The following is a 16,558-nucleotide window of genomic DNA, read 5'->3' on the forward strand; positions in this document are numbered from 1 at the left end:
GTACCCGACGGCCGGGGGGCCATCGGGTACCGAAGCTAGGGACGCGGACCCGTGGTCGGCGTCGCACCGGGGGGTGAAGCTTTTCCCTGGCTCCGTGGGGTTACGGGTATGAGGGGGGGGCGCAGTTCGCCCGGCCCGGTCCGATCTGTCCGGCAAGGGCGTTGACGGGCCATTGGTACAGTCGCAGCCGGATCGTCCCGACAGGAGGAGGCCGCGGACCATGGCGGTGGACGCCCTCGACACCCGCATCCTGCGGCTGCTCATCGAGCAGCCGCGGACCAGTGTCCGTGAGTACGCGCGCATCCTGTCCGTCGCCCGGGGCACCCTCCAGGCCCGGATCGACCGACTGGAGCGGGCTGGCGTGATCACCGGAACGGGACCGGCCCTCTCCCCCGCGGCACTGGGTCACCCGGTGCTGGCCTTCGTCCATCTGGAGGTCACTCAGGGGCATCTGGACGAGGTCGGCGAGGCCCTGGCCGCGGTGCCGGAGATCGTCGAGGCGTTCTCGACCACCGGCGGCGGGGACCTGCTGGCCAGGGTGGTGGCTCGTGACAACGGGCATCTGGAAGACGTGATCCAGCGGCTGATCCGGCTGCCCGGCGTGGTGCGGACGCGTACGGACGTGGCCCTGCGGGAGCGGGTGCCGCACCGGTTGCTGCCGCTGGTGGAATCGGTGGGCCGTGCTGCCGCGGCGGGCCCGTCCGCCGCGGCCGGCCGGGCGTCCGGGAGGCGCTGACACCGCGCCGGAAGAGCGGGGGACCTGCCGGCGTCCCGGCCGGTACGCCTCGCCTTCTCGGGACCGGCCGGACGCCGCTCCGGGGACCGTTCCGGCGCCCGGCCGGAACACGCGGCGCGCGCCGCGACGGCACCGGGGCCACCCGCGTGCACGCGGCCCGTCGCGCCCCAACACCCGCTGAAATCCGGTGAAAACCCGACGAAACCCATGGTTCCGTGCGGAGCGTACGCGCAGGTGCGGGGCGTGCCACCGCGGTCCGGCGGACGGATATCCTGATCACGCCGCGCGCCCCCCACCTCGCCCCGATCCCGGTCGGGGCGCGCCGTGGCAGTCGAAGCGGCCCACAATTCGAGAATGGTGCACAGGTGCTGGTAGCTGGTCGGTACCGCTTGACGTCCCCCATCGGCCGTGGCGGCATGGGTGAGGTGTGGCGTGCCGAAGACGAAGTGCTCGGCCGCGCGGTGGCCGTGAAGCTGCTGCTGGGCGATCACGCGGACGAGTCCGCGACCGCCCGGTTCCGGCTGGAGGCGCAGACGGCCGCCCGGCTGAGCCACCCCCATCTCGTGGCCGTGTTCGACTTCGGGGCCTGGGAGGGGCGCTTCTTCCTCGTGATGGAACTCGTCGAGGGGCGGAGCCTGGGCGGTCTGCTCGCGGCCGGGGAACACCTCGGCACCGAGCAGGTGGCCCGGATCTCGGGCCAGGCGGCCGCGGGGCTGGCCGCGGCCCACCGGCAGGGCATCGTGCACCGCGACATCAAGCCCGGAAACCTGATGCTGGACGCCGAAGGCTCCGTCAAGATCGGGGACTTCGGCATCGCCCAGTTCGTCGACGACCCGTCGGCCGCGCTGACCACCACGGGGCAGATCGTCGGCACCAGCCTCTATCTCGCCCCCGAGCGGGCCCTGGGCCGGACCGCCGAAGCGGCGTCCGACATGTACTCCCTCGGCTGCGTGATCTACCAACTGCTGCTGGGCGAACCGCCGTTCCGCTCGGACACGGCGACCGCCACGCTCTATCAGCATGTCGACGCGGCGCCCGTACCGCTCAGACAGCGGGGCGTCGACGTGTCCCCCGCCTTCGACTCCTATCTGCTGGGGCTGCTCGCCAAGCAGCCCGAGGAGCGGCCCACCGCCCAGCAGGTCGCCGACTGGTTCCACAGCGACGCCTGGCGAGGGCAGCCGGAGCCCATGCCGATGTACGCCCCGCCGCCGACCCCGGCACCGGTCGGCCTCCCGTACGCCCCGGCGCCGGCCCCGGCCTTCGACCCCGCCCCGGTGACCGGCGGCGCACCGGATGCCGTGGGTCCGACGACGTACCGCCTGCCCCAGTCCGGGGGGCGCCGCCGGGCGGCTCCGCCCGTGCCCGCCCAGCGGCTCTCCGGCGCCCGGGCGGCGATCCGGCGCCGGCCCAGGGTGGCCAGTGCCGTCGCCGGTACGGTCGCCTTCATCGCGGCCGTCTACCTCGGCATGAACCTGTTCTCCCCCGACTCCGGCACGGCGGACACGCCGGAGAGCGGTCCCCCCGCGAACACCGGGCCCGAGAACCCGGCTCCGCCGGCCGACGGCGGCGGGGACGACGAGGGCGACGAGCAGGACTGAGCGTCCAAGGCCGTCGGCGACGCCGAGGACCACCGCGTCCGGCCCGGCCCCGGGCGCTCGTCGCCCACCCGGCCCGGTGGCACCGGCCGCGCGGCGGCGCGTGTCGGGAGCGAGCGACGGGACACACCGCGCTGCGGGGCGAGGACGCCGCGGGGGTGGGCCGACCGCGTCGGCGGCCGGACCGCGCAGATGATGCCCCCGCCCTCCGGCTCGGACCGAACTCCCGGCGCCCCTCGGCGCGTTGGGAGCCCCCGCTCAGCGGCTTGACCAAACTTGCCAAGTCTCCCGACGATCTCCGCACTTCATTGACGCGACCATGACGACATGTGAGTGTTCGGTCGCTCGATCACGGACGACGGCGACGCGAGCGGCCGAACCGGATGCGTCATCGCGCGCCGCTGCCCGTGATCGGGGCCCCCACGGACTCGAGGAGCCTCGATGAAACGCAGACCGTTGACGGCCGGGACCACCCTGGCCGTGCTCGCCGGAATGCTGGTCGTCACCGGCGGCCAGTCGGCCTCCGCCGAACCGTCCCCGCCCGCGCCCACCGCCCGGGCCGCGCTCCAGGCCGCGGTGTCGGCGGCCGACCGGGCCGCCGCCAGCGGTCTCGACACGCTGGCCAAGGGGCCGGACGAGCGGTACGAGCGCCAGATGGTGACCCCCTGGGTCAAGGGCATGTACTCCGTCGCGTACCAGCGCACCTACCGCGGCCTGCCGGTCGTCGGCGGGGACGCCGTCGTCATGGCCGACTCCGAGGGCCGGGTGCGCGGCACGCAGTCGGCGCTGCCCGAGCGGATCAACGTACCGACCACCCCGACCGTCTCGGCCGCCACCGCCGAGAAGGTCTCCCGCAAGCGGCTCACCGCCGTGGACCGGGTGGACTCGCACCGCCTGGTGGTACGTGCCGCGGGCAGGTCATCGCGCCTGGCCTGGGAAACGGTGCTCACCGGGCGCACCGCGAAGGCGCCGAGCCGCCTCCACGTCTTCGTCGACGCGGGCACCGGCAAGGTGCTCGACAGCTACGACGACGTCAAGGCCGGCACCGGCAACAGCCAGTGGAACGGCCCCAACCCGCTCACCATCGACACCACCGCGTCGGGCGGAAGCTACTCGCTGCGCGACCCGAACCGGACCGGTCTGAGCTGCGCCGACCACGGCACCGGCGGTGTCTTCACCAAGTCGACCGACTCCTGGGGCACCGGCAACGCCTCCAGCAAGGAGACCGGCTGCGTCGACGTCATGTGGGCGGCGCAGCACGAGTGGGACATGCTGCGGGACTGGCTCGGCCGCAACGGACACGACGGCAACGGCCGCAGCTGGCCGGTCAGGGTCGGCCTGAACGCCGTCAACGCCTACTGGGACGGCTCGTCGGTCTCCATCGGTCACAACAACGCCAACCAGTGGATCGGCGCGATGGACGTCGTGGGCCACGAGTTCGGCCACGGCATCGACCAGTACACGCCCGGCGGCGCCAACAACGAGTCGGGGCTGGGCGAGGCCACCGGCGACATCATGGGCGCCCTGACCGAGGCGTACGCCAACGAGCCGGCGCCCTACGACGACCCGGACTACACGGTCGGCGAGAAGATCAATCTGGTCGGCAACGGTCCGATCCGGGTCATGTACAACCCGTCGCAGACCGGCGACCCGAACTGCTACAGCTCCTCGATACCCAACACCGAGGAGCACAAGGCGGCCGGTCCGCTCAACCATTGGTTCTACCTGCTGGCCGAGGGTTCCAGCCCGGGCGGCGGCAAACCCGCCAGCCCCACGTGCAACGGCTCCTCGGTCACCGGGGTCGGCATCCAGAGCGCGGGCAAGGTCTTCTACGGCGGCATGCTGCTGAAGACGAGCGGGATGACCTACAAGCGCTACCGCACGGCCACCCTCACCGCCGCGAAGAACCTCGACGCGAGCTGTGTGCTGTTCGACCGTGCCAAGGCGGCGTGGGACGCGGTCAGCGTGCCCGCGCCGAGCGGCGACCCGACTTGCGCGTCCAACGGCGGCAACGACTTCACGCTGTCCCTGGACCCCTCGTCCGGCTCGGTGAAGCCGGGCGGTTCGGTGACGGCCGCGGTACGGACCGCTGTCAGCTCGGGCAACGCGCAGACGGTGCAGCTGTCGGCGAGCGGGCTTCCGGGCGGGGTCACCGCCTCCTTCAGCCCGTCCTCGGTGCAGTCCGGGGCGTCCTCCACGGTGACCGTGAACGCGTCGGCGTCCGCCGCGCCGGGCACGTACACGTTCACGGTGAAGGGTGATGGCGCCCAGAGCCACACCGCGCAGTACACCCTCACGGTGAACAACGGCGGCGCCCCGGGCGGCGGCGCACCCGACATCAGCGTCGCCGCCGTGCAGGCGCACCTCACGCAGCTGAACACCATCGCCGCCCAGAACGGCGGCAACCGCCGGGCGGGCAGCGCCGGTCACACCGCGTCGGTGGCCTATGTGAAGGGCAAGCTGGAGGCGGCCGGTTACACCGTCACCGAGCAGACCTGCACCAGTTGCACGTACCGGGGCAACAACCTGATCGCCGACTGGCCGGGCGGCCCGTCCGACCAGACCGTCATGTTCGGCGCCCACCTGGACGGCATCTCGGCCGGCCCCGGCATCAACGACAACGGTTCGGGTTCCGCCGCCCTGCTGGAGAACGCGCTGGCGCTGGCCGAGGCCAACCCGACGATGACCAAGCACGTCCGCTTCGCCTGGTGGAACGGCGAGGAACAGGGGCTGCAGGGTTCGAAGTACTACGTCGGGCAGCTCACCACCGCCCAGCGCGCCGCCATCAAGGCGTACTACAACTTCGACATGGTCGCCTCGACCAACGGCGGCTACTTCATCAACAACCTCAACTCCGCCGCCTCGGCCCCGATGAAGGAGTACTGGGACTCGCTGAACCTCGCCCCGGAGGAGAACGTCGAGGGCCGGGGCCGGTCCGACGACTATCCGTTCCAGCAGGGCGGCATCCCCACCTCGGGCTACGCGACCGGCGCGAGCGCCACCAAGACCTCGGCGCAGGCCGCCAAGTGGGGCGGCACGGCGGGACGTTCCTACGACCCCTGCTACCACCAGTCCTGCGACACCACCGCCAACGTCGACGCGACCGCGCTCGACCGCAGCGCCGACGGAATCGCGTACACGGTGTGGAAGACCTCCGTCGGCGCCACCGCGCCCGCCGACGACTTCTCCGTCGCGGTGCAGCCGGTCTCCGGCAGCGTCCAGCCGGGCGGATCGGTCGCCGCGACCGTCTCGACCACGACCACCGGCGGCGCCGCCCAGACGGTGGGGCTGACCGCCTCGGGGGCTCCGAGCGGGGTCACCGTCTCGTTCGATCCGGCCTCCGTGCGATCGGGTTCGTCCTCGAAGATGACCGTCTCGGCCGGGTCCCAGACCGCGCCCGGGACCTACACCCTCACCGTGACCGGTACCGGCACGGCCACCCACACCACCACCTACTCGCTGGTCGTCGGCAGTGGCAGCGGCAACTGCCAGACGACCCAGGCCGTCGCCAACGGCGGCTTCGAGGGCGGTGTCACGCCGTGGAGCCAGACGGACGGAGTGATCAACAACCGTACCTCGGAGAGGCCCGCGCGCAGCGGCTCGTACATGGCCTGGCTCGGCGGCTGGGGCTCCACCCACACCGACACCCTCGCCCAGTCGCTGACGGTGCCGTCCGGCTGCTCGACGTACCAACTCTCGTTCCATCTGCGCATCGACACCGCCGAGTCGGCGGGCTCCCCTGCCTACGACACGCTCACCGTCAAGCTGGGCACCAGGACGCTCGCCACGTACTCCAACAGGGACGCCACGAACTCCTACGTCCAGAGGACCTTCGACGTCGGCGCGTTCGCCGGCCAGACGGTCACCCTCGGCTTCACCAGCAGTGAGGACGCCTATCTGCAGACCAGTTTCGTCATCGACGACGTGACACTGAACGCGAGCTGACGAGGCCCGCGCACCACACCGGGCGGGGCGCGGGGACGCGCCCCGCCCTCGCCGTTCAGCGGACGACGGCCGCCAGCCTCCGAGCGAACTCGTCGTTCTCCGGGCCGCCGTCCCTCCCGGCTTCCAACCGGTCGAGCAGACCGCGCAGTTCCCGGCCGATCAGCGCCGACGCCGCGGCCTCGGCGGTGTCCAGCACGGGGCGGGCGATGGCGAGCGCCGTCTGTGGGTCGTGGGCGCAGGCGTGGGCATCGGCCAACCGCACCAGGAGCAGGGCCCGCGCCGACCGCATGCCCGACGGGAGCAGGCTCAGGGCGTCGCGGCCGGCCTCGACGGCACGCAGCGCCAGCCGCCGGTCCCCGGTCGCGGCGGCGAGGTCCCGCAGCGCGCCGGCGGCGCCGCTCTCCACCCGCAGGCGCACGGAGGCGACGGACAGCCAGGGCGCCTCCCCCTCGTCCCGCTCCCCGATCCGCTCCAGACACCGGCGGGACCGGTTGATATGACGGATCGTCTGCCGTGGATCGGCGCGCATGGCATGCCCGCGAGCCAGGTAGAGATCGCTCATCGCGGCGGCCCAGTCCCGGCCGGCGGCGGCCTGGCGGATGGCGCCCCCGTAGGAGAGCGCGGAGGACGCGTCGCCCTCCAGCCGTGCCAGGGTGCTCATGTCGCTGAGCGCGGCCACCTCCGTTCCGACGTGACCGGCCAGGTCCGCCCAGACCAGCGACCGGTCCAGCCAGGCCATCGCCGTCGCGTTGCGCCCCCGCAGCAGCCGCAGGCACCCGGCGGACTGGGCGTATTCGGCGGCCAGCGGGGCCAGTTGACGCTGGTACGGCGCGTCGGGCAGCGCCATCCAGCGGAGCATGGCGTGCAGGGTGCGTTCGACCACGGCGGTCGCCCCGGACCAGGCCCGTTCCTCGTCGGCGCGCAGGCAGACGGCGAGCAGGGCCGTCAGGGCGTGCACGGTGTCGGTGTCCAGCGGCGGGTACGCGGCGGCGGCCGGGCCCGGGTCGCAGAAGGCCGAGCACAGTGCGACGGTGTCGGCGAGCCCGGGCACGGCGCAGCCGTCACGGCCGTGCACCGGGCACACCAGCCCGTAGGCGGGCAGCCGCGCGGGCAGCACGGTGTCCGGGGGCAGCATCGACGGCAGGTCGCCACCCGCCGGTTCGCCGGGCAGCGGCCGCGTGCGCGCGCCGGTCGCCGCCCGGCGCGCCAAGGCGCCGTCCTCGGGGGCGGTCCCCGGCCCCTCCGCCGCCGCGGCCTCGCAGGCACCGAGGAGATCTCCGCCCGCCGTCAGCAGATCGTCCAGTCTGCGCGCGAGCGGCAGCGGTGTCTTCCGGGTGCCGTGCTCCAGTTTGCTGATGGCGGTGTGGTCGTATCCGACGCGGGCGCCGACCTGGGCCTGGGTGAGTCCGGCCCTCCTGCGCCACCGGCGCAACCGGATTCCGAACGCCCTCCACGCCTCGGCGGTACGGGCATCCGGGAAGGAGCCCGGGTGCTCGGTCACCCGGTGCCCCGCGGAGCCGTGCGCGACGCTCCTCCCGTGCCATGCTCATGACTCATGGCGGGAGAATAGCGAGCCCGTGCGCGTGCTGTCCCCGGTGCGTCCGGGGGACGGGTCCTTCCCGACCGCCGTCCGGCTCCCCGGCCCTCGTACGCAACCCCCTTGACCGCTCCGCCGGTTGAACGGTCCGCGCGGCCGGCCGGTCCGGGTCGGCCGATCCGGGCGGGACCGCATGAAGGAGCGGCCCAATGGGCATACGACCGGTAATCCAAGTGGAGGTGGTGGCCGTGGGCCGCATCAGGATCGTCCGACGTCCGCAGTCGCCGTCGAGGCCGCGCCCCCTCGATCTCCGTACCCCGTCCGGCCGCCCATTGCCGTACTGAGCGCGACCGCGGTGGCTCCGGACACGGCATGGGCGTGATCACCACGCGCATCATCCGTTCGACGGCGCGGCCCAGTGCTGCGAACGGAAGAGTGCCGGGCGCCACGCCTGGTTCCGCCCCGGCTTTCCCTGCTCGAAGATGAGACCCTCGGCCGCCGCCCCCGGTACGGCACCGGTGGCGCGGAAACAGGAGGAAGAGGGGTCTTATGCGCGAAACGACACCGGACAGCTCTGCGTCGGGCAAGGCATCCGTTCCCGGGCCCGACGAGGAGGCCCAGGTCATCGTGGTCGGGGCGGGGCCCGCGGGCTCGGCCGCGGCCTTCCATCTCGCCCGGGCGGGGATCGACGTCCTGCTCCTGGAGAAGTCCCGCTTTCCCCGGGAGAAGGTGTGCGGGGACGGCCTGACGCCGCGCGCGGTGCACCAGCTCATCCGGATGGGCGTCGACATCAAAGCCCCGGGATGGACGCGTTCACGGGGAATGCGCTGGGTCGCCGGGGACCACCGGGTGCACATCGACTGGCCGGCGCTCGGGCGCTACCCGGACTTCGGACTGACCCGCAGCCGGCACGACTTCGACGACATCCTCGCCCGGCACGCCGCCGCCGCCGGAGCCCGGCTGCGCACCGGGGTGAAGGTGACCGGACCGTCGACCGACCGGGCCGGGCGGATCACCGGCGTCACCGCCGCCACGACCGGGACGAAGGAGCCCCTGTCGTACCGCGCGCCGATCGTGGTCGCCGCCGACGGCGCTTCGGCCCGCCTGGCGCTCGCCATGGGCCTGCGGCGGGACCCCCGCAGGCAGATCGCCACGGCCGCCCGCCGCTACTACCGCAGCCCGGAGCGCTCCCGGGAGGAGTACCTGGAGCTGTGGGCCGACCTGCGGTTCCCGGACGGCGACCACTATCTGCCGGGCTACGGGTGGATCTTCCCCATGGGCGACGGCCGGGTCAACGTCGGTCTCGGCGCGCTGCCGCACCGCCGGCACGGCGCCGCCGATCTGCGCGCGGCGCTGGACCGGTGGCTGGCCCGCACCCCGCACGCATGGGGGCTGCGCGAGGAGAACGCCGAGGGCCCCGTGCGGAGCGCGGCCCTTCCGCTGGGGTTCAACCGCCATCCCCTCTACACCCGCGGTCTTCTCCTCGTCGGCGACTCCGGAGGCATGATCAGCCCCTGGAACGGCGAGGGCATCGGGCAGGCGCTGGAGGCGGGGGAAGTCGCGGCCGAGACCGCCGCGCTCGCGCTGGCCCTTCCCCCGGGACCCGGGCGGGAACGGGTCCTGCGCGGCTACCCGGTCGAGATGAACCGCCGTTGGGGGCGCTACTACCGGCTGGGCAACGCGGCCGCCGACCTCGTCTTCAGCCGTTCGGGGTTCCAGCCGGTCCTGAACCGGTACGTGATGGGGTCGCCGTTCCTGCTGAACGCCCTGGCCCGGCTGCTGACCAACCTCACGGACCGGCCGTCGCGCGATCTGACCGACCATCTGCTGAACGGCGTCGTACGCGTCGTACCGGAACCGAGGACGCGAAGCGGGCGCTGAGCCCGGCCGCGGCGGGCTCGCGTCGGGTGCCCGCCGGGGACGGCGGGGCGGTCCTCAGGACCGGCGGCGGGGCCTTCCGCGCTTGCCGCCCTTGGCACCTTTGGAGCCGCCGGTCCCGCCCTGGCGTCCCCTTCCGGCCGCCTTGCCCCCGGTTCCGCCGGCGGCGGGCCCGCGACGCGCGCCGCCCGTGTCGGGGCGCTTGCCCTTCGGCTCCGGCGGGGGCTTGGGACGGCCCCGGGTGCTGTTGACGGTCCGCCCGCGGACGATACCGATGAAGTCCTCCACCAGGTCTGTCGTCTCGTCCTCCGGCCACGACAGCGCGACGCGTGAGTGGGGGGCGTCGGTCACCGTCCGGTAGGTGAGGTCCTTCCGGTGGTGCAGGCGGGCGAGTGACTGCGGGACGACGAGGAGCCCCACTCCCGCCGCCACCAGTTCGACTGCGTCCCGCGTCGTGGCGGGCCGTTCGATCGCGGGCCGCCCCGGCAGGTCCTCCCATTCGAGGGTGTCGTCGAGCGGGTGCAGCACGACGTCGTCGGCGAGGTCCTGCACGAGGACCTCGTCGACCGCCGCGACGACATGGTCCTTCGGCACCACCACGACCGTCGTCTCGGTGTAGAGGGGGATCGCGCTGAGGCCCGTCCGGTCGGTCGGCAGCCGCAGCAGGCCCGCGTCGGCGCCGCCGTCCCTCAGCAGGCCGGACGCCTCGGCGGCCGGCACCCCGATGAGGGTCAGCGGGACGTCGGGCAGCCGCTCGTTCCAGATCCGCACCCATTTGGCGGGCGTCACCCCCGGGACGTACGCGAGCCGGAACGAGGGGGTTTCTTCCGAGCTGGTCACCCCGCAAGGGTACCGGCCCTGGTCAGCGGTGGTGCAGGTGCTCGATACCCTGGACACCATGACGTCGCACAAGACCGCCCAGACGATGAAGCCCGCGACCGCGGCGAAGAAGCTGGGTGTGTACCTCGAGGCCACCCCCGCCGCGTTCCGGGAGGGAGCCGTCTCGCGCACCGAGCTGAACGCATTGCAGTCCGATCCGCCCGAGTGGCTGCGCGAACTGCGGCGCACGGGCCCGCACCCGCGCCCCGTGGTCGCGGCGAAGCTGGGCGTCTCCATCTCGGGTCTCGCCCGCGGCGGGATCACGGAGGCCCTCACCACGGAGCAGATCGAGGAGCTGAAGCAGGAGAACCCGGACTGGCTCCAGCGGGAACGCGCCACCCAGGCGGAGGTCCGCAAGGAAGCGGCACGCGTCAAGGAGAAGAAGGCGCAGAAGGAGCAGCACGCGGCGCGCGCCGAACGGAGCGCCTGACCACGCGGCTGACCCGCGCCGCGCCGCGGCGTCCCCATGTCCCCCTCATGTCCCCCTCCCGCGGAGCCCAATGCTCCACGGGAGGGGTTTTGGCATACCATCCCCGCATGACCCATGCGACTTTGACGAACGTCCGCCCCTGGGGTGCGGAGCCTGTGGACATCGTGATGTCCGGGGCCGGGATCGACGCCGTCGTGCCCGTCGGCAGCGCCATCGGGGGTGGCGAACGCCTGGACGGTGGCGGCCTCCTCGCCCTCCCCGGCTTCATCAACGCACACGCCCACGTGGACAAGAGCTGGTGGGGGCAGCCGTGGGTCGCGTACGGCGGCGAGCCCACCACGCAGGGACGCATCGCCCATGAACGCGCCGTGCGCGATCGTCTTGGTATCCCGAATTCCGACTCGACCGCGGCGGTGCTCCGCGAGTTCCTGCGGCACGGCACGACGGCGGTGCGCAGCCATGTGGACGTCGACCTCGGCGTCGGGCTGCGTGGGATCGAGACCGTGCGCGAGGCGGTGGACGCGCTGGGCGGCGCGATCGAGGTGGAGATCGTCGCGTTCCCGCAGGACGGCGTGATCCGCCGCCCCGGCGTGCTGGAGCTGCTCGACCGGGCGGCGTCGGCGGGGGCGACGAGCATCGGCGGCCTCGACCCCGCGTCCATCGACCGCGACCCCGTGGCGCAGCTCGACGGGCTGTTCGACATCGCGGAGCGGCGCGGGGTGGGGCTCGACATCCATCTGCACGACGGCGGGGAGCTCGGCGCCTTCCAGTTCGAGCTCATCATCGACCGTGTCCGGCGCTCCGGCCTGCACGGCAGAGTGACGATCTCCCACGGCTTCGCCCTCGGGGAGCTCCCGGCGAGCCGACAGCAGGAGCTTCTCGACGGCTGCGCGGAGACCGGCATCGCCTGGTCGACCGTGGCCCTGCCCCGTACCGCGCCGCTCCCCTGGGCCGGGATGCGGGACCGTTCCATCCCGCTCGGCCTGGGCACCGACGGAATCCGGGACCTCTGGTCGCCCTTCGGCGACGGCGACGTGCTGGGCATCGCGCTCGGTTTCGCACGCCTCAACGGTCTGCGCACCGACGAGGACCTCGCCCACGCGGTGGAGCTGTCCTCCTCGCGCGCGGCGGGCTTCGTCCACCGCCGGGTCCACGACCTCGTCGCGGGAGCGCGCGCGGACATCGTTCTGCTGGACGCCGAGAACGTCCAGGACGCCCTCGTCCGCACACCGCGCCGCCGGCTCGTGATCTCCGGCGGTCGTGTGGTCGTCAGGGACGGCGAGTTGCTGGTCTGACTCCCCGTGTGACCACGTGCACACGGCCGGGTACGAATCCGGCCGGGAGGGGCCGGGATCCGTCTCGTCGAGGCGGCGTCCTTGCCCCTCCCTCGGGGGTTCTCGGCCGGTGGCCGAACGGGGTCAGGGTTTGCGCGCCACCCCGGCGTACATGTTCGTCGTGGTCGCGGGCGGTTCCTCGCCCGGCTCGGGCCGCCAGGAGGTCATCGGCACGACGCCCGGGTCCACCAGCTCCAGGCCGGTGAACAGTCGTTCGACCTCCGCCCGGTCGCGCAGACGCATGGGGATGCCGCGCTCGGTGTACTCGCGGGCGAGGGCCTCCGATCCCGGCGCGAGGTCGGCGGTGGCGAGCGTCACCGCCAGATGGCTTCTGGATGCGAGCGGTTCCATCAGTGTCTCGACCAGGCCCTGCGCGTCCGCGACGAACTGCAGCATCGCGATGACCATCACCGCGACGGGCTTCGTCGGATCGAGGGTGCGGTGGAGGACGGGGTCGGCCAGAAGCGTGCCGGGGGCGTTCATGTCGCGCTGGATGTAAGCGGTCCGGCCCTCGGGGGTGCTGCGCATCAGGGCATCGGCGTGCGCGAGCACGACCGGGTCGTTGTCGACGTAGACGACCCTGGCCCCGGGGGCCACGCCCTGCGCGATCTGGTGCAGATTGGGCTCGGTGGGGATGCCGGTTCCGATGTCGAGGAACTGGCGCATCCCGGCCTGTGCCGCCAGCCAGTGCGCCATGCGCCGCATCGCCGCCCGGTTCGCCAGCATGCTCGTCCGCAGACCGGGCCAGGCCCGCAACGCGGCCTCGGCCGCCCGGCGGTCCACCTCGTAGTGGTCCTTGCCGCCCAGGACGCAGTCGTACACCCGTGCCGAATGGGCCCGGACGCCGGTCCGTTCGGCCTCCTGCCGGTTCATGCTCCTCCGTCCGGTCCGTCGTCGCTCTCCGCGCCCGGCCGATGCGGCCCGCTTCCGCGCGGATGCGGGCTCGCGTGCGGCACCCGGTGCGGAACTCGGGGCTCAGGAGTAGAAGTTGCGCTGCCACCGGTGCCGGGCGAGTACGGCGAGCCGCTCCGCGGTGAGCGGACGCCCGTCGCTCACGGCCGTGTTGCGCTCGACGTTGCGCACGCTGCGCATGCCGGGGATGACGGTGGAGACGGCCGGCGCGCTCAGTACGAACCGCAGGGCGTACTCCGCGATCTCGTCAGGTCCGATGCCGAGGTCGGAAACGATCGCGTCCACGTGCCGTTCGACCTGCGCCGGGCGGTCGTCCCGGAAGTACCGTGCGCGCCAGTCGCCTTCGGGGAACGTCGTACCCGCGGTGATGTGACCGGTCAGACCGCCTTCGTCCAGCGGCACCCGGACGATCACGCCGACGCCGTGCTCCGTACAGGCCGGCAGCAGCTCGTCGGCCGGCGCCTGATCGAAGATGTTGTAGATGACCTGCACGCTGTCCACGGCGCCGCTGCACACGAGCGCGAGCGCGCTGTCGGGCCGGTGGTCGTTGACGGAGACGCCGAACAGGCGGATCTTGCCCTCCTGTTTGAGTGCGGTGACCGTCTCCAGCCAGTCGCCGCGGCCGACCCAGTCGTCGCTCCAGACGTGGAACTGCAGGACGTCGAAGTGGTCCAGGCCGGAGACGCGCAGACTGGTCTCCAGGCTCTCGCGGATGTGCTCACCCGGGAACACCTCCGCCGGGTCGATGCCCTCGGGCGCCGGCCACACCCCGTTCCTGGGCGGCACCTTGGTGGCGACGAGCACCTCGTCGCCGGACCGTTCGCGGACGACCCTGCCCACGATCCGTTCGCTCTCGCCGTAACCACGGGCGGTGTCCACGAAGTTGACCCCGAGGTCGACCGCACGGTGCAGGGCTCGCACGGACTCGCTCTCCGTGGCCCCTACCCAGCTGGACTCCCCGATGCCCCAGGCACCGTATCCGATCTCGGAAACCGACAACCCACTGCGTCCCAGCGCGCGCAAGCGCACAGTCGTCCTCCTCGTCCTCGTCATCGCCCTCGTCCCGGCCGTGGGGTGGCTCGCGCCGGGAACCGCCCCCGACGATAGGCGACTTGAGACGGACGCGCCGGGTGGTTTTAGTGAGAACCGCCGTCCTGGCGCGCACCATGGCGGACGCCCCGGGCCGCGCTCCCACGGGGAACCGTAGTCCTGACCCGCACCGCCCGCGGCGTACCGTCCGGGGGCTTCGAGGGCGCCCCGGCCGGCCCGCCGCACGGCGTTGCGGTCACCGGCCGCGGTGTCCGGGCCGGAGGGAACCGTCCGCGACGCACGGTCCGCCCGGCCCCCGCGCGCCGCGCTCACCGCCCGACGAGCTCCCGCGCGGTCCGTGCGATGTGGGTGCGGGAGATGCCCGCGGCGTCGAGCAGTTCGGCGCTGGTTCCGGAACCCGGCAGATTGCGCACGGCGAGATGGGCGAATGCCGGATTGAGTCGATGCGCGGCGAGCGCCGACAGCACCGCTTCCCCGATGCCGCCTTCGGGGTGGTGGTCCTCCGCGACGACCAGAGCGCCGGTCTCCTGGGCGGCGCGGGCCAGCGTGTCGTGGTCCAGCGGCTTGACGGAGTACAGGTCGACGACGCGCGCGGGAACGCCGTCGGCGGCCAGCAGGTCCGCCGCGGCGAGGCATTCGTGGAGGGTGACGCCCGCGCCCAGGAGGGTGACCCGGTCGTCGCGACCGGAACGCACGGTCTTGGAACCGCCGACGGGGAAGGTGTCGTCGGAGGCGTAGAGGACGGGGTAGGCGCCCCGGGTGGTGCGCAGGTAGGTGATGCCGTCCAGGTACGCCGTGGCGGCGGTCAGGGCGGCGGTGGACGTGGCGTCGCAGGGGTAGAGCACGGTGGAGCCGTGGACGGCACGCATCATGGCGAGGTCCTCCAGGCCCATCTGGGAGGGTCCGTCGGCACCGATCTCGACGCCGCAGTGGGTTCCGCACAGGCTCATGGAGATCCCGGAGACGGCCGCCATGCGGATGAAGTCGTGCGCCCGGGTGAAAAAAGCGGCGAAGGTGGTGGCGTAGGGGCGGTAGCCGCGTGCGGCCATGCCGACCGCGGAGGCGATCATCTGCTGTTCGGCGATGTAGGTCTGGAAGTACCGCTCGGGATGGGCCTTGCCGAAGTCCTCCGCGTGCGTGGAGTTCCCCACCTCCGCGTCCAGGGCCACGATGTCGGGCCGGGCGCCGATCGCGGCGAGCGCCTTGCCGAAGGCGACGCGGGTGGCGACGGATTCGCCCGTCCGGAACTTCGGCAGGGCGACCGGCACCGGGGCGGGCGGGGCGACCACGGGGGCCTCGGGTGGCCGTTGGCCGCGCACGGTGAGGTGGCGTACGCCCCCGAGTTCGGCGACGGCGCGTGCGGCGAGGTCGTCGGGCAGCGCCTTGCCGTGCCAGCCCTCGGCGTCCGCGACCTCGAAGACACCCTGGCCCTTGACGGTCCGGGCGACGACGACGGTGGGGGCCTGCCCGTCGCGGGCGGTGGCCAGGGCCTCGTCGACGGCCGCGAGGTCGTGGCCGTCGACGACGAGGGCGCGGCAGCCGAACGCCTCGGCGCGGCGGGCGTAGGCACCGGTGTCCCAGCCCAGCTCCGTGGGGCCGCGCTGGCCGAGACGATTGACGTCGACGATCGCGGCAAAGTTGGCCAGGCGGTGGCGGCCCGCCTTGTCCAGGGCCTCCCACACCGAGCCCTCGGTCATCTCGCTGTCACCGCACAGCACCCACACGTGGTACGGCTCGTGCTCCAGGTCCCGACCGGCGAGCGCGATGCCGACGCCGTAGGCGATGCCCTGGCCCAGCGAGCCGGTGGCCGCGTCCACCCAGGGCAGCGCCGGGGTGGGGTGGCCCTGGAGGCGGGCTCCGGCGCGGCGGTACGTGGTCATCAGCTCCTCCTCGTCGATCGCGCCGGCGGCGAGGAACATCGCGTACAGCAGGGGCGAGGCATGCCCCTTGGAGAAGATCAGGTGGTCGTTGGCGGGGTTGCGCGGGTCCTGCCAGTCGTAGCGCAGATGGCGCGTCATGAGGACCGCCATCAGATCGGCGGCGGACAGGCTGGAGGTCGGGTGCCCGGAACCGGCGGAGGTGCTGGCGCGGACGGAGTCCACGCGCAGTTGCTGGGCCAGCTCGAAGACCTCGTCCAAGCCGCTGCCGGGTCCCAGGGCGGTGCGGGTGTTCTCGGCCGCCATCACGGCCTCCTCTCGTCCGTCCCCCGCTTCCTGTCCGCTGTCCTCCGCTTCCCGCCCCGCGCGCCGGACCGTCCCGTTC

General features: G+C 73.1%; 11 protein-coding genes. 6 read left to right on the plus strand and 5 right to left on the minus strand.

Going from position 1 to position 16,558, the window contains the following annotated elements:
* Positions 1 to 220: 220 nt before the first annotated feature.
* The 3 genes from ACIHCL_RS20645 (at position 221) to ACIHCL_RS20655 (ending at position 6,276) form a co-directional block, all read left to right on the plus strand.
* Positions 221 to 736 carry an Lrp/AsnC family transcriptional regulator gene (locus ACIHCL_RS20645; protein ID WP_399863775.1) on the plus strand — a complete coding sequence of 172 codons (516 nt, stop codon included), beginning with the start codon at positions 221 to 223 and terminating at the stop codon, positions 734 to 736.
* A gap of 416 nt (positions 737 to 1,152) precedes the next feature.
* On the plus strand, positions 1,153 to 2,334 hold the full coding sequence (locus tag ACIHCL_RS20650; protein ID WP_399863967.1) for a serine/threonine-protein kinase: 1,182 nt from the start codon (positions 1,153 to 1,155) through the stop codon (positions 2,332 to 2,334).
* A 438-nt stretch (positions 2,335 to 2,772) separates the two neighbouring features.
* Entirely contained in the window at positions 2,773 to 6,276 is a 3,504-nt protein-coding gene (locus tag ACIHCL_RS20655) for a M28 family peptidase (protein ID WP_399863776.1), read from the plus strand.
* Positions 6,277 to 6,331: 55 nt separating this feature from the next.
* On the opposite strand, the gene ACIHCL_RS20660 is transcribed toward ACIHCL_RS20655, so the two are convergent.
* The gene (locus ACIHCL_RS20660) at positions 6,332 to 7,777 is read right to left on the minus strand and encodes a helix-turn-helix domain-containing protein (protein ID WP_399863777.1); all 1,446 of its coding nucleotides are present in this window, start codon (positions 7,775 to 7,777) and stop codon (positions 6,332 to 6,334) included.
* 585 nt (positions 7,778 to 8,362) lie between these two features.
* Between ACIHCL_RS20660 and ACIHCL_RS20665 the strand changes: the two genes are divergently transcribed.
* Complete coding sequence (locus tag ACIHCL_RS20665) at positions 8,363 to 9,694, plus strand: geranylgeranyl reductase family protein (RefSeq protein WP_399863778.1); 1,332 nt, start codon at positions 8,363 to 8,365, stop codon at positions 9,692 to 9,694.
* Positions 9,695 to 9,748: 54 nt separating this feature from the next.
* Here the strand turns inward: ACIHCL_RS20665 and ACIHCL_RS20670 are convergent, their stop codons facing one another.
* On the minus strand, positions 9,749 to 10,531 hold the full coding sequence (locus tag ACIHCL_RS20670) for a LysR substrate-binding domain-containing protein (protein ID WP_399863780.1): 783 nt from the start codon (positions 10,529 to 10,531) through the stop codon (positions 9,749 to 9,751).
* 58 nt (positions 10,532 to 10,589) lie between these two features.
* Here ACIHCL_RS20670 and ACIHCL_RS20675 point away from each other — a divergent pair, with 58 nt between their 5' ends.
* Both ACIHCL_RS20675 and ACIHCL_RS20680 read left to right on the plus strand, forming a co-directional pair.
* Positions 10,590 to 11,000, plus strand: a complete 411-nt coding sequence (locus tag ACIHCL_RS20675; RefSeq protein ID WP_399863782.1) for a DUF5997 family protein — start codon at positions 10,590 to 10,592, stop codon at positions 10,998 to 11,000.
* 107 nt (positions 11,001 to 11,107) lie between these two features.
* Entirely contained in the window at positions 11,108 to 12,295 is a 1,188-nt protein-coding gene (locus ACIHCL_RS20680; RefSeq protein WP_399863783.1) for an amidohydrolase, read from the plus strand.
* A 123-nt stretch (positions 12,296 to 12,418) separates the two neighbouring features.
* Here ACIHCL_RS20680 and ACIHCL_RS20685 read toward each other — a convergent pair whose 3' ends face one another.
* The 3 genes from ACIHCL_RS20685 to ACIHCL_RS20695 all read right to left on the minus strand — a co-directional run bounded on the left by ACIHCL_RS20685 (position 12,419) and on the right by ACIHCL_RS20695 (position 16,479).
* On the minus strand, positions 12,419 to 13,207 hold the full coding sequence (locus ACIHCL_RS20685; RefSeq protein ID WP_399863785.1) for an SAM-dependent methyltransferase: 789 nt from the start codon (positions 13,205 to 13,207) through the stop codon (positions 12,419 to 12,421).
* Positions 13,208 to 13,309: 102 nt separating this feature from the next.
* Positions 13,310 to 14,275, minus strand: a complete 966-nt coding sequence (locus ACIHCL_RS20690; RefSeq protein WP_399863787.1) for an aldo/keto reductase — start codon at positions 14,273 to 14,275, stop codon at positions 13,310 to 13,312.
* Positions 14,276 to 14,604: 329 nt separating this feature from the next.
* Positions 14,605 to 16,479 carry a transketolase gene (locus ACIHCL_RS20695; protein WP_399863788.1) on the minus strand — a complete coding sequence of 625 codons (1,875 nt, stop codon included), beginning with the start codon at positions 16,477 to 16,479 and terminating at the stop codon, positions 14,605 to 14,607.
* Positions 16,480 to 16,558 lie beyond the last annotated feature (79 nt).

The sequence above is a fragment of the Streptomyces sp. NPDC052042 genome (assembly GCF_044548345.1).
Lineage (GTDB): Bacteria > Actinomycetota > Actinomycetes > Streptomycetales > Streptomycetaceae > Streptomyces.

Excerpts from the sequence above, each read along its gene's own strand:
- ACIHCL_RS20645 (WP_399863775.1), top strand. The coding sequence starts at position 221 with ATGGCGGTGGACGCCCTCGACACCCGCATCCTGCGGCTGCTCATCGAG.
- ACIHCL_RS20685 (WP_399863785.1), bottom strand. The coding sequence starts at position 13,207 with ATGAACCGGCAGGAGGCCGAACGGACCGGCGTCCGGGCCCATTCGGCA.
- ACIHCL_RS20665 (WP_399863778.1), top strand. The coding sequence starts at position 8,363 with ATGCGCGAAACGACACCGGACAGCTCTGCGTCGGGCAAGGCATCCGTT.
- ACIHCL_RS20680 (WP_399863783.1), top strand. The coding sequence starts at position 11,108 with ATGACCCATGCGACTTTGACGAACGTCCGCCCCTGGGGTGCGGAGCCT.
- ACIHCL_RS20695 (WP_399863788.1), bottom strand. The coding sequence starts at position 16,479 with ATGGCGGCCGAGAACACCCGCACCGCCCTGGGACCCGGCAGCGGCTTG.
- ACIHCL_RS20650 (WP_399863967.1), top strand. The coding sequence starts at position 1,153 with ATGGGTGAGGTGTGGCGTGCCGAAGACGAAGTGCTCGGCCGCGCGGTG.
- ACIHCL_RS20655 (WP_399863776.1), top strand. The coding sequence starts at position 2,773 with ATGAAACGCAGACCGTTGACGGCCGGGACCACCCTGGCCGTGCTCGCC.
- ACIHCL_RS20675 (WP_399863782.1), top strand. The coding sequence starts at position 10,590 with ATGACGTCGCACAAGACCGCCCAGACGATGAAGCCCGCGACCGCGGCG.